This window comes from Nostoc sp. PCC 7107, assembly GCF_000316625.1.
Lineage (GTDB): Bacteria > Cyanobacteriota > Cyanobacteriia > Cyanobacteriales > Nostocaceae > Nostoc_B.
The window spans coordinates 765,425-778,532 of sequence record NC_019676.1; the positions used below are offsets into that span (position 1 = coordinate 765,425).

The window sequence follows — 13,108 nt, forward strand, 5'->3', positions numbered from 1 at the left end:
ACAAACTAAGTCCGCCTGCGCGGACTAACACAACATCAAGGTTTTGGAACCCGCACAGGCGGGTTTTGCTCGTTTAGCTGCGACTTTGGTGGCTGGGACAAGATTATGAGTAGAGGATAAAATTTGAGGGAGCAAAGTTGACCAAGCCCTTACAGGGCGGGAACGGGGAACTTTTAATCCATCATTACGAGCGATAGCGTTCCCATAGGGAAGTAATCCGCCCTGACGCGGGGATTGCTTCCCTACACTTCGTTTCGTTCGCAATGACATTATCAGCGTTGCGTAAGTCCTAAAATTAAACAAAAATTACTACTTAACGCTGTTAAACCACTCAACAATCCCCTCAGCTAAAACTTTGGCTAACTTTTGCTGTTCCTGGGGATTTGTGACCCATTCAAATTCATTAGGGTTACTCATAAAACCCAACTCCATTAGTATTGATGGTGCAGCGGCCGGGCGGGTGAGGGCGAGGTTATTCCAAAACACACCGTAAGCAGGTCGATTGAGTTTTTTTACTAAATAGTTCTGCATGAATACCGCTAGATTATGGGCTTGGGGATGATACCAAAACATCCCAACTCCCTTGGTATTTTCCGCATCGCCATCATCAGGTAAAGAGTTGTAATGAATGGAAAGTGCGATCGCTGGTTTTTCTTGACTGATAATTGCTTGACGCTCTGGTAAAGAAACATCTTTGTCAGAGTCTCTTGTCATCACGACTGTTGCTCCAAGTTCTACCAAATTCTCGCGCAGCAACTTCGATACCGCCAAATTCACATCTTTTTCCAGATATCCTGTCGGCCCAGCTGCACCAGATTCTTTACCTCCATGCCCCGGATCAAGTAGAATCTTGATACCAGATAAAGGCTTTCGTCTCCGATTTTCAATGGCAGGCGGATGGCGCAAAGCTAAAACCAGGGTCGTGCCTTCATATCTCAGCTGATATCCCCACTGTTGGGCTTTTTTGAGGTTAAAGGTGTATTGCACCTGTCCTGGAGCCAGCTGCTGCCAATCTAGGCGAGAAATTACCGGGTCATCATCCAAACGAATAGTGTCTGTTTGGGCAGTGGTGTTGTAAAGTGTCAAAGTGAAAGTTTGATCACTTTGCTGCACACTCACTGGCACAGGAAATTGTAAGGGAAAAACCATCTCTGTTGCACCAGAAAGCCGACGATATCCGACACTGCGAATAATTGCCTGTGGCGGAACTGCCCCTGGTATGATCCGAGTTTCCTTACTATTAATCCAAGCACCATAATCCAAACGCAACCACTCACCCTCTTTGCCTGTAACAGTAGCCTGTGTTCCTTTAGGCAGGGGTGTAAGCCGGGAGTAATCAGTACTAGGCCCGGTGCGGGCTACGCCTGCATCTACTATCACCTCGGCAACGGGTAACTGTGCAGGAGAGAGAATTGCTATTTTGCCAGTTCCTGGTTGAGTAATTGTCTTACCATTCAGCGTCAGTTTAAACTGAGGTTGACCTAAATCTATCTCTTGATTGGCATCTGGGACAACAGCACCAGAAATGATGTTGTTACCGTAAATTAGGCTGAAGGATTGAGAATCAGGTTGTTGCACCGTCGTGCAACCTGCATACTTGCCAGCAATCGACTGTGTTGTAGGTTGGTTTCTGCCGGTCAGGGCTGCCAAATTACTTGGTAGTTGCACTTGTTGGGGTTGTGGCGCTAGGGCAACAGTTTGATTAGCGAGGTTTACGGAGACGTTAGCATTAGATGGTGCAACTGCACTAAAACAAATTAGTTCCCCTGGTAGTCTGGCAATGTCTACTGTTGGAGTCAGAGAACCTGGAGCAAATTCTAACCCCTGCGGGACAACAGGCGTAGTTCTAAGCCTAGTTACTTTAATCTGAATGGTTTGATTTTTGTGACTTACTGTAAAAACATTTTCTCCCAACTGTAAAGGCAAACTAGGCGAAAAATGACCGGACTGACTACGCTTAACGACCTGACCATTAATTAGGACTTGTCCATTAGTTGGTGCTGTACCCAGAAAAAATATTTTTTCCGTACTGGTTTGGTAGTTAGGTGGTGGAAAAACAACAATAAGAGATGAATCTGCCAATGCGACAGAGGAGGTAGTAATTAAACTGAAAACGACTAATCCGAAAATTCTTTTCACAGCAAATCACAGAAGATTTCATGACAGTGCCTGTGGCACAATTACGGGATGTATTTTGAGAAGGCGCAAGAGAGAAATACAAAATTACTATGACTAAATTTATCTTCGTCACTGGAGGTGTAGTTTCCAGTATCGGCAAAGGAATTGTAGCAGCAAGTCTGGGGCGTTTACTCAAATCACGCGATTATTCGGTGTCGATTTTAAAACTAGACCCCTATATTAATATCGACCCAGGTACAATGAGTCCCTTTCAGCATGGGGAAGTGTTTGTTACCCAAGATGGGGCTGAGACAGATTTAGATTTGGGTCATTACGAACGCTTCACCGATACCTTAATGTCACGTCTGAATAGTGTGACTACAGGCTCAATTTATCAGGCGGTAATAAATAGAGAACGACGCGGTGACTATAATGGTGGCACAGTTCAAGTAATTCCGCACATTACTAACGAAATTAAAGACAGAATTTTGTTAGTTGCCAAAGACACCAATCCTGATGTACTAATTACGGAGATTGGTGGTACGGTGGGAGATATTGAATCACTGCCGTTTATGGAAGCAATTCGCCAGTTACGTAAGCAAGTGGGACGGCAGAATGTTTTGTATATGCACGTCACTTTGTTGCCTTACATTGCTTCGGCTGGGGAAATGAAAACTAAGCCAACGCAGCATTCTGTTAAGGAACTCAGATCTATTGGCATTCAACCAGATATTTTAGTTTGTCGGAGCGATCGCCCGATACCCAAAGGATTAAAACATAAACTGTCTGAGTTCTGTGATGTACCGGAAAAATGTGTGATTACTTCCCAAGATGCTTTGAGTATCTATGAAGTACCGCTGATTTTAGAACGGGAAGGGTTGGCAGAGCAAGCACTCGCCTTGCTGCAAATGGAACAACGCCCACCCAATTTAACGCAATGGCAAACAATGGTGGACAGGCTTTACAGTCCTAAGCGGACTTTGGAGATTGCCATTGTTGGTAAATATGTGCGCTTAAGTGATGCTTATTTATCAGTAGTGGAAGCATTACGTCATGCAGCAATTGCTACTCACGCTGATATGCGCTTGCGGTGGATAAATTCCGAAGTCTTGGAAACTGAAGCTGTCGAAAATTATCTCGAAGGCGTAGACGGTGTACTTGTACCCGGTGGTTTTGGGACGAGGGGAGTAGATGGTAAAATTGCTGCTATCAAATATGCCCGTGATCGCCATATTCCCTTTTTGGGTTTATGCTTGGGAATGCAATGTGCTGTCATTGAATGGGCTAGAAACATCAGTGGTTTGTCAGATGCTAATAGTGCTGAATTTGACCCTGAGACAACTAATCCAGTCATTAACCTCTTGCCAGAACAACAGGACGTAGTTGATTTAGGCGGAACAATGCGCTTGGGTGTATATCCTTGCCGAATTCTGCCCAATACCTTGGCTGCGAAGCTTTATCAAGATGAAATGATTTATGAACGGCATCGACATAGATACGAATTCAATAATACTTATCGTCCGCTATTGTTGGAATCTGGCTATGTCATCAGTGGTACTTCACCCGATGGCCGCTTAGTGGAAATTGTCGAATTTCCGCAACACCCGTTCTTTATCGCTTGCCAATTTCATCCAGAATTTCAATCGCGTCCTAGCAATCCCCATCCTTTATTTCAAGGATTTATGCAGGCTGCGATCGCTCTTAACTATCCCAATTCTAATCTTCAAACACCTGTAGAAGTTTCTTAACTTATTCAAACTCAAACTTGAGCTTGAAATTCACCCAAACCAACATTGACTTAGGACTGACATATTTTGTTATACAGGGTTAGCATCATTTTTCCACATTGGACTTAAGGAGATGTTGTGCCGTACTGGATGAAAATCTTTTACGAGAGGAAAGAATATGTGATTAATTTTGACCGTGTAAATGCCTTTTGCTATGAAAAAAATGGCAGAGTTACCTTTTGGTTGCCCGATAGTGCGATTCCAATTGTAATTAATCCTCAAAATAACTTAGAAGACTATCAAAAAGTTCTCAAATATCTCGAACAAGTGACTGATGTAGAACTAGACAGCGGTCACTGGGTGAAAATTATTGATGGCAAAAATGAATATGTCGTTAACCTCCATTGCATCAGTTCTTTTTGTCAAGAACCCAATGGGAGGATAACTTTTTGGTTGCCAGATGGCACTATCCCAATTATTATTAACCCCTCAAATAATCCAGATTCTTATCAAAAAGTTTTGCAGTTTGTCAAAAATACAACCGGATATTCTTTGTCGTAAGCTTGATTTACCATCAAAAATTACTTCATTTTTACTACGTTTTGGGCGAATAGAATTCGCTACTACACCAACAAAATCAGCCTGCGCGGACTAAGAGAAAATCAAGGATGGGAAACCCACACAGGTGGGTTTTATACTCAGCACTTTGCTATATAAGATTTAGGCTGATTTGTATCGCTCTATATTATGAGCTATTCAGAGGATATTGACTGTAGTAAACTAATTTTAGGTAAAAAGCCTGGGTTCATTTACGCTGATTTCCTCTGTGAAAAAAATCCTGATACTATCAGCCCATCCTAGCAACGGTAGACCATTACGTTTAGATCAAGAAGTCAGGGAAATTCAGGCAGGATTGAAACGTGCCAAGAGTCGAGATAAGTTTGAAATTATTTCGAGTTGGGCTGTGCATCCCGAAGACTTGCGGCGATCGCTGTTAGATTATGAACCTGAGATTGTCCATTTTTCAGGACACGGTACAGGTGATCAGGGTTTAGTCTTGGAAAATGATGCTGGACAAGGTCAATTAGTTAGTACAGAGGCTTTAACTAAGTTATTTAGTTTATTTAAAGACAAAATTGAGTGTGTGTTGTTGAACGCCTGCTATAGCGAAGTCCAAGCTGAGGCGATTTTTCAGCATATTGATTGTGTAGTCGGGATGAATCAAGAAATTGGTGATGAAGCAGCCAGAGAGTTTGCGGTGGGTTTTTATGACGCACTCGGCGCTGATAGATCATACCAAGATGCTTATGAGTTTGGCTGCAATGCGATTGACTTAAAAAGCATTCCTGAATCTTCCACTCCCGTTCTCAAAAGTCGGCAATACTCAGTTAAAGAAACAACTGTCGCATCAGCAGTATCCCCAGAAAATCCTGAAGGGCAAGTACCTTTAGGATCTGCATTTTACATCGATCGCCCTCCTGTAGAAACTGACTGTTACACAGAAGTTCTCAACGCTGGGGCGTTAATTAGAATTAAAGCACCGCGCCAAATGGGCAAAAGTTCGTTAATGTCACGGATTCTTGATTATGGCAGCAAACAAGGTTGTCAAACAGCGTATTTAAACTTTCAGTCAGCCGATGCGGAATTTCTTGATAGTTTTGATATGTTTTTGCAGTGGTTTTGCGCCAGCATTACCGATAATTTGGGTTTCCCAGACAAGTTAGGCGAGTATTGGCGCGGGGTTTTAGGGAGTAAAAACAAGTGTTCTAACTACTTTCAACGGTATTTGCTGAAAGAAATAGACTCGCCCATTGTCTTGGGTTTAGATGAAGTAGACGAAATTTTTAAACATCCCTCAATTGCTACAGATTTTTTCGGCTTGCTGCGGGCTTGGCATGAACGTGCTAAAAATGATGCAATTTGGCAAAAGCTGAGATTAGTAATTGTCCATTCTAAAGAAGTGTATATTCCCCTGAATATTAATCAGTCACCCTTTAATGTGGGTTTACCTGTAGAATTGCCAGAATTAAATCAAGCACAAGTCAAAGATTTGGTACAACGTCATAGACTGCGTTGGACTAACTCACAAGTTGAGGAGTTAATTGGCTTAGTTGGTGGACATCCTTATTTAGTGCGGATGGCTTTGTATCAAATGGCGCGGGGGAGAATGACTTGGCAAGAACTAGAACAAACAGCGCCTACAGAATCTGGTGCATATAGTGATCATTTGCGTCGTCATTTGTTGAATTTGCAGGAGGACGAACAATTGTTAACAGCCTTCAAACAAGTACTCATGGCTGATGTAGCGGTAGATGTAGGGACAACAGCAGCATTTAAACTGCGGAGTATGGGGTTAGTGAAGTTTCAAGGAAATAAAGTTATGCCCTTGTGTAATTTATACCGGAAATATTTTAGCGATCGCTTAAAACTATGAATCAGTTATCAGTTATCAGTTATCAGTGAAGGTATACATAAATGGTTCAAGTTATTCAAGGCAAAGATATATCTTTAGCGCAAATCATTGATGAATTTGGGCTACAACTTGCCGATGACGCAGAATTTTTCTCGGAGTGGCGACAGGATTTACCACCATTGAGTGAATTGGAACAGCAATTACTCAATGAAGTGAAAGCCGAGTATTTGCATTTATCAAAATATCCAGTTTTAGAACCTGTCGTCAAAATGGTGGTTTTGTCGCCATTATTGCGTTTAGCAGGTTTTTATCAACCGCCTTTTTATATTGCGTCAGAACAAGAAGTGGAAATTTCTTCTGAGGATGAAGGCACAATTGTGAGAGGACGGATTGATATTTTGGTATTTCATCCGCCGTTTTGGGTGCTGGTAATTGAAGCGAAAAGGGCGCAATATTCTTTAGAAGTAGCTATCCCTCAAGCATTAGCTTATATGCTGGGTAATCTTGACAAGAGTAAACCAACATTTGGTTTTGTGAGCAATGGTCGAGAATTTCAATTTATTAAGTTAACAAAACAGGATTTACCAAAATACGCATTATCTTACACACTTTCTCTCAATCGTGATGAAGACCTTTATACTGTGGTGAAAGTTTTAAAACATCTGGCTAATTTAGCCCAACAAAATAATTCGTAATTGTTTGACAAATTCATTAGAGGATAACTGAAAAATTGTTTGTGTTGTTTCCCATACTTTTAGATCCCTCTAAATCCCCCTTAAAAAGACGGACTTTAAGAGTATTTCTTCCTAAATCTCTCTTAAAAAAGGAGACTTTGATTCTATATTTCCCCCTTTTTAAGGGGGGTTAGGGGGGATCAAACAAAATATTTGAATACACACATCCCTACACCCTATGATTCCATACCAGTACCAAGTCGGGGGTAGTTTACCCCAAGATGCGCCAACTTATGTTAAGCGACAAGCTGACGATGATTTGTATGCAGGCTTGCAGGCTGGAGAATTTTGTTATGTGCTGAATTCGCGGCAAATGGGGAAATCTAGCTTGCGGGTGCGGGTGATGCGGCGGTTGCAAGATGAGGGGTTTGCTTGTGCGGCGGTGGATATTACAGCAATTGGGACGGATGATATTACGCCAGAACAATGGTATGCCGGGGTAATAGATACGTTAGTGGGATATTTTAATCTTTATACTGATTTTGATTTAGAAAATTGGTGGAATGAGAACAATTTACTTTCACCAGTGCAGCATTTTAGTAAGTTTATTGAAACGGTTTTATTAGCAAAAATTTCAGACAAGATTGTTATTTTTATTGATGAAATTGATAGTATTTTAAGTCTGGCATTTAATTTGGATGATTTTTTTGCAGTCATTCGAGATTGTTATAACCGCCGGGCTGATAAACCAGAATATAACCGCGTTACTTTTGCTTTAATTGGTGTGTCTACGCCTTCGGATTTGATTCAAGATAAGGGACGCACGCCTTTTAATATTGGTCGCGCCATTGATTTAACAGGGTTTAATTTAGATGAGGCGGAACCCTTGGCGCGGGGTTTAGCAGATGTGGGAAATCCCCAAGATGTTATGGCGGCGGTGTTGGGGTGGACGGGGGGACAGCCGTTTTTGACGCAGAAGGTTTGTAAGTTGTTGGTTGCAGAGTGTGGAGAAGAATCTAAAATCCAAAATCCAAAATCTGAAATTGCAGAGTGGGTGGAAAGTGTAGTCAGAAAGCAGATTATTGAGAATTGGGAAGGGCAAGATGAGCCGGAACATTTGAAGACGATTTTATATAGAATTACTCGCAGTGGTGAGGTGCGGACTGGGCGGTTGTTGGGGTTGTATCAACAGATTTTGCAGCAGGGAGAAATTGCCACTGATGACAGTGCAGAACAAATAGAACTGCGGTTGAGTGGGTTGGTGGTGAGGCGCGAGGGAAAGTTGCGAGTTTATAACCGCATCTATGCAGAGGTGTTTAACTCGCTGTGGTGTGAGCAGTTGTTGGCGAATTTGCGTCCTTATTCTGATGCTTTTAATGCTTGGAAGGCTGCTGATTATCAAGATGAATCGCGGTTGTTGCGGGGAAAGGCTTTGAAAGAGGCTTTAGCTTGGCGAATTGGCAAAAGTTTAACTGATGTAGATGATCGGTTTTTGGATGCTAGTCAGGATTTAGAGAAGCGCGAACTGCAAAAAAGCCTGGAAACAGAGGAACAAGCAAAGCAGGTTTTAGCAGAGGCGAACCGCAAAGCTTATCAAAGGATTCGTATTGGTTCTTTGGTGCTAGGTTTTGCTGTGGTGGGGGCAATCGCATCTTTTATTGTCACTCAATATAGTCTTGAATTATCTAAGAATGCTGTTATAGCAAAGGAAACAGCTACAAAAGAAGCGAATGCTGCTAAGGAAGATTTAAAAAAAGCTCAAGCAGCAACCGAACTAACCAAGACAGAAAAAGAACAGATATTAAAACAAAAATCTTTAGCAGAGAAGAGTTTAACGGTTGCTGAGAACAAGGTAAAACTAGCACAGCAAACATTAGATAAAGCTAATGCACAGTACCAACAAGCACGGACACAGGCACAACAAGCAACTGACCAGAAGTATAAAGCACGAAAACAAGCCCTAACTGCTCAACAGCAGCGTGCAGCAGCAGAAAAGCAGCGTCAAGATGCCATTGCTGGTTTAGATATAGCCAAAAGAGAGCGTGAAACTGCCCTGACAGCTACGCAACTGGAGCAAGAAGGCACAAATGCCCTGCGGGAGTTTAGAACTGCTAGAGAAATTGAGGGATTGCTATTAGCAGTGCGGAGTGGGGAAGAACTCAAAACTTTAGTTAAGGATAAAAAATCTTTAGCAGATTACCCTGCATATAGCCCATTGTTTAGTTTACAGACTATTCTGCTAGATATTCGAGAAATAAATCGTTTAGAAGGTCATAGCGATTGGGTCAGTAGTGTGGTGTTCAGCCCGGACGGTAAAACCTTAGCCTCCGCCAGTGTTGACAAGACAATCAAACTGTGGAATCGGGAGACAGGGAAAGTTATCTCCACCTTAGAAGGTCATAGCGATTGGGTCAGGAGTGTGGTGTTCAGCCCGGACGGTAAAACCTTAGCCTCCGCCAGTGTTGACAAGACAATCAAACTGTGGAATCGGGAGACAGGGAAAGTTATCTCCACCTTAGAAGGTCATGGCGATTCGGTCATTAGTGTGGTGTTCAGCCCGGACGGTAAAACCTTAGCCTCTGCCAGTGTTGACAAGACAATCAAACTGTGGAATCGGGAGACAGGGAAAGTTATCTCCACCTTAGAAGGTCATGGCGATTCGGTCATTAGTGTGGTGTTCAGCCCGGACGGTAAAACCCTAGCCTCTGCCAGTGTTGACAAGACAATCAAACTGTGGAATCGGGAGACAGGGAAAGTTATCTCCACCTTAGAAGGTCATGGCGATTCGGTCATTAGTGTGGTGTTCAGCCCGGACGGTAAAACCCTAGCCTCTGCCAGTGGTGACAAGACAATCAAACTGTGGAATCGGGAGACAGGGAAAGTTATCTCCACCTTAGAAGGTCATGGCGATTGGGTCAGGAGTGTGGTGTTCAGCCCGGACGGTAAAACCTTAGCCTCTGCCAGTGGTGACAAGACAATCAAACTGTGGAATCGGGAGACAGGGAAAGTTATCTCCACCTTAGAAGGTCATGGCGATTCGGTCATTAGTGTGGTGTTCAGCCCGGACGGTAAAACCTTAGCCTCTGCCAGTGTTGACAAGACAATCAAACTGTGGAATCGGGAGACAGGGAAAGTTATCTCCACCTTAGAAGGTCATGGCGATTGGGTCAGGAGTGTGGTGTTCAGCCCGGACGGTAAAACCTTAGCCTCCGCCAGTGTTGACAAGACAATCAAACTGTGGAATTTGGATCTTGATGATTTACTGGCGCAGGGTTGCAGTTGGCTGAAGGGTTATTTGATTAGTCATGATGATGCGCCAAGGGTGTGTGGGAAGTAGGGGTGTAGGGGTGTGAGGGTGTCGGGTGTAGGGGGGAATTAGGGGTGTGGGGGATGAGGGGAAGATAAAGATATATGGGGAGAGAATGAACAGGTTTTGGCGATGCCTGCGGCGGGCTACGCCAACGCATTTGCTGTAAATAGGCGATCGCTCCTTGCCTAACTCATAATCAATGTAGCTTGGAAGGCGAACGTTGAAGAAATAAACAACATTGTTTGAGTTCCAATCTAGAAATTTCTCGTTTAAAAGCTGACAATTTTCGTTTTCAATTAAAACGTTCTTGTTTAAAGGCTGACGGTTCTCGTTTGAAACTAAAACGTTTTCATTTTAACCTTGACAATTTTCGTTTAAAACAAAAACGTTCTCGTTTAAAAGCTGACGGTTCTCGTTTGAAACTAAAACGTCCTCGTTTCAACCCTAGCGATTCTTGTTCAAAGCTCAAATGTTTGGGTTTTATGGGGTTGGCGTAGCTTGCCGCAGGCATCGCCTCCTCTAAAACTCATGATAAATGTATGCTGAGGGGCGAGATTTAGCTAAAAGCCGCAAGCATCTACGCTCTATAGTAGAAGGTAATTATTTTGTTATGCCATGACTTATGAAAGCTGAAGAATATCCCTTTGTTCAGGAGTTAATTACAGATAAACAAGGACAAGTTCTCAAAGTAGTCTTGGAGTTTCAGGAATATCAGCGTTTATTAGACGCTATTGAAGATGAGGGACTTTATCGAGCGATGCAAGCAGTTAGTGGTGAAACACCTTTAAGTATAAATGAGGCTCTAGAAGAACTGGAAAAACCATGAATTGTGAGTATATGCCCAGTTTTATTAAAGACCTCAAGGCGCTAAAAAGTACTCCAGTTTTCGAGTCAGTCAAGTCTCTTGTGTTTGATGAGATTCCTGGCTACTCTGGTTTAGATGAAATCAGCAATATCAAAAAACTAAAGGACGCTGATAGTGCATATCGTCTTCGAGTGGGAGATTACCGCATTGGTTTCACAGTTGCCGAAGATACGATTACTTTTGTGCGAGTTCTCCACCGTAAAGATATCTATCGCTATTTCCCATAAATGCGTTGGCGTAGCCCGCCGCAAGCATCGCTCACTATGATCATCATACATGGAGTGTGCGGGGCGATCGCTCCAGAGATTCAGACATAATCAAATGTTGGGTTACGCTTCGCTGCACCCAACCTACTAACTACTAACGTGGCAAGCTTAATTTGCTAGGTTCAAAAAATGGAAATGCTAATTCTGTCATTGCGAGGAACGAAGCAATCGCATTTTGCATAATTAATCAAGCAAACATTTTAGACTTGCCGTACTACTACACTGATGATGGCGATCGCTTACCATAAAACTCAGTTTAAATGGTTTTGCAACAGTTCCAAAACATGTTGCCAAGCATCAAGAGCCGCTTCGGGATTGTAACTGGGGTGCTGTTCTATTAATGGATACTTATCTTTAAAGAATCCGTGGAAAAATCCATGTCCTGCATCGTATCGAAATACACGATGATTGATTTGATGTTTCTTGAGTTCTGCCTCAATTTGCTCGTTTTCTGTTTGGGAAATTAATGTATCTCTGTTACCAAAAAATGTATAAATAGTACCTTTAATTTCGGAGGTGCGATTAATCGTGGGAGTTTCTTCACCATAACTAGAAGTGGTAATCCCACCACCATAAAACGAAGCCGTAGCTTTGATATCGGGTAAAGTTGCAGCCATATAAGCTACATGACCGCCAAAGCAAAAACCAATAGCGCCAATTTTGCGATCGTTAACATGGGGTAAAGTTTTAAGATAGGCGATCGTGGCTTGAATATCGCTGAAAATTTCTTGATACTTTACTTGTTGATAGTATTGCAACCCAAGCTGATAAGCTTCTGGGCTATATCCAACATCATTAGGGCTATAGTCAATCTCAAAACCTGGAGCAGTTCTTTGATACATTGCAGGTGCTACTGTTACATATCCTTGCTTTGCTATGAGTTCGGTAATATCCCGAATATTACTATTAACTCCAAAAATTTCGGGAAAAACTATAACAGCGCCAAAAACTCCTGCTTGTGCTGGTTCAGCTAAATAAGCATCAATTTGTAACTCACCGTTAGATATTTTGATTTTTGACGTGTTAATTTCGATGCTTGTTATTTTTACCATGTTTAGTTCGGATAATTTTATATTAATTTGTCTATTTTGATTGTTTTTTCATACCACGCATCACCATCCTCTTTATTCTAATAACCAGCCAAACAAAGTTCCTAAATGTAGATTTAGCTCATTAGCAAAAGACGGAACCAGAGGTTTTTGTTCTGCTAGGTCAAAAACCTCTGGTTGTTGCTTGGGTAGATAAACAAAGACAGTTTGCTCATCCGGGTCAATTAACCAACCCATTTGAGTACCAAAATTGAGGCAATGCAAAATATTTTTTGTGACTTTTGTTTGGTTTTGATCAGGTGACAAAATCTCAATTGTCCAGTTAGGAACTATTAAAAAGGTATTAGCAATCTCGCCTTTTTCGTCGCGGGGAATTCTCTCCCAAGTAAATACAGAAACATCTGGAATTATTGAACGCCCACCAAATGAGCAACGTAATTCTGAAAATGCTCTTGCAATCTTTTGTGGTTTCAGAACTATGTTGACAGTAGTAGAGAACTCAGTTTGAATTGTACTGTGTTTACCTTGTGGCATTGGCTTTTGAATAATTTGCCCATCAATATATTCACTAGCAGGTTCAGTTTCTGGTAGCTTGAGAAACTCCGCCAAATTTATAGGTTTAGATGGGGTCTGTACCATTGTGACTTCCTGATAAAAGAAAGTTTGATTTGCTTGATGTCAATTTT

At 42.1% G+C, this 13,108-nt stretch carries 12 protein-coding genes; 8 read left to right on the forward strand and 4 right to left on the reverse strand.

What is annotated here, in order from left to right; all coding sequences use genetic code 11:
- Positions 1-24 precede the first annotated feature (24 nt).
- Positions 25-270, reverse strand: coding sequence for a hypothetical protein (locus tag NOS7107_RS03265; RefSeq protein ID WP_015111561.1), 246 nt, complete (start codon positions 268-270; stop codon positions 25-27).
- A gap of 39 nt (positions 271-309) precedes the next feature.
- Positions 310-2,139: an N-acetylmuramoyl-L-alanine amidase gene (locus NOS7107_RS03270; protein ID WP_015111562.1), complete on the reverse strand. Its 1,830-nt coding sequence runs from the start codon at positions 2,137-2,139 to the stop codon at positions 310-312.
- Positions 2,140-2,228: 89 nt separating this feature from the next.
- On the opposite strand from NOS7107_RS03270, the gene NOS7107_RS03275 reads away from it, so the two are divergent.
- The 8 genes from NOS7107_RS03275 to NOS7107_RS29635 all read left to right on the forward strand — a co-directional run bounded on the left by NOS7107_RS03275 (position 2,229) and on the right by NOS7107_RS29635 (position 11,621).
- A complete protein-coding gene (locus tag NOS7107_RS03275) occupies positions 2,229-3,866 on the forward strand; it encodes a CTP synthase (RefSeq protein WP_015111563.1) in 1,638 nt (545 codons plus the stop codon).
- A gap of 117 nt (positions 3,867-3,983) precedes the next feature.
- Positions 3,984-4,406, forward strand: coding sequence for a hypothetical protein (locus NOS7107_RS03280; RefSeq protein WP_015111564.1), 423 nt, complete (start codon positions 3,984-3,986; stop codon positions 4,404-4,406).
- A gap of 265 nt (positions 4,407-4,671) precedes the next feature.
- Positions 4,672-6,279, forward strand: coding sequence for an AAA-like domain-containing protein (locus NOS7107_RS03285; protein WP_015111565.1), 1,608 nt, complete (start codon positions 4,672-4,674; stop codon positions 6,277-6,279).
- Positions 6,280-6,320: 41 nt separating this feature from the next.
- Positions 6,321-6,953, forward strand: coding sequence for a type I restriction enzyme HsdR N-terminal domain-containing protein (locus NOS7107_RS03290; protein WP_015111566.1), 633 nt, complete (start codon positions 6,321-6,323; stop codon positions 6,951-6,953).
- 217 nt (positions 6,954-7,170) lie between these two features.
- Complete coding sequence (locus NOS7107_RS03295; protein WP_015111567.1) at positions 7,171-10,269, forward strand: AAA-like domain-containing protein; 3,099 nt, start codon at positions 7,171-7,173, stop codon at positions 10,267-10,269.
- Between the two features lie 595 nt (positions 10,270-10,864).
- A complete protein-coding gene (locus tag NOS7107_RS03305; RefSeq protein WP_015111568.1) occupies positions 10,865-11,068 on the forward strand; it encodes a hypothetical protein in 204 nt (67 codons plus the stop codon).
- Positions 11,069-11,079: 11 nt separating this feature from the next.
- On the forward strand, positions 11,080-11,334 hold the full coding sequence (locus NOS7107_RS03310) for a type II toxin-antitoxin system RelE/ParE family toxin (protein ID WP_253274502.1): 255 nt from the start codon (positions 11,080-11,082) through the stop codon (positions 11,332-11,334).
- Positions 11,335-11,486: 152 nt separating this feature from the next.
- On the forward strand, positions 11,487-11,621 hold the full coding sequence (locus NOS7107_RS29635; protein ID WP_301280990.1) for a hypothetical protein: 135 nt from the start codon (positions 11,487-11,489) through the stop codon (positions 11,619-11,621).
- A 3-nt stretch (positions 11,622-11,624) separates the two neighbouring features.
- On the opposite strand, the gene NOS7107_RS03315 is transcribed toward NOS7107_RS29635, so the two are convergent.
- Both NOS7107_RS03315 and NOS7107_RS03320 read right to left on the reverse strand, forming a co-directional pair.
- Positions 11,625-12,425: a dienelactone hydrolase family protein gene (locus tag NOS7107_RS03315; protein ID WP_015111570.1), complete on the reverse strand. Its 801-nt coding sequence runs from the start codon at positions 12,423-12,425 to the stop codon at positions 11,625-11,627.
- A gap of 72 nt (positions 12,426-12,497) precedes the next feature.
- Positions 12,498-13,061 carry a Uma2 family endonuclease gene (locus NOS7107_RS03320; RefSeq protein WP_015111571.1) on the reverse strand — a complete coding sequence of 188 codons (564 nt, stop codon included), beginning with the start codon at positions 13,059-13,061 and terminating at the stop codon, positions 12,498-12,500.
- Between the last annotated feature and the right edge of the window lie 47 nt (positions 13,062-13,108).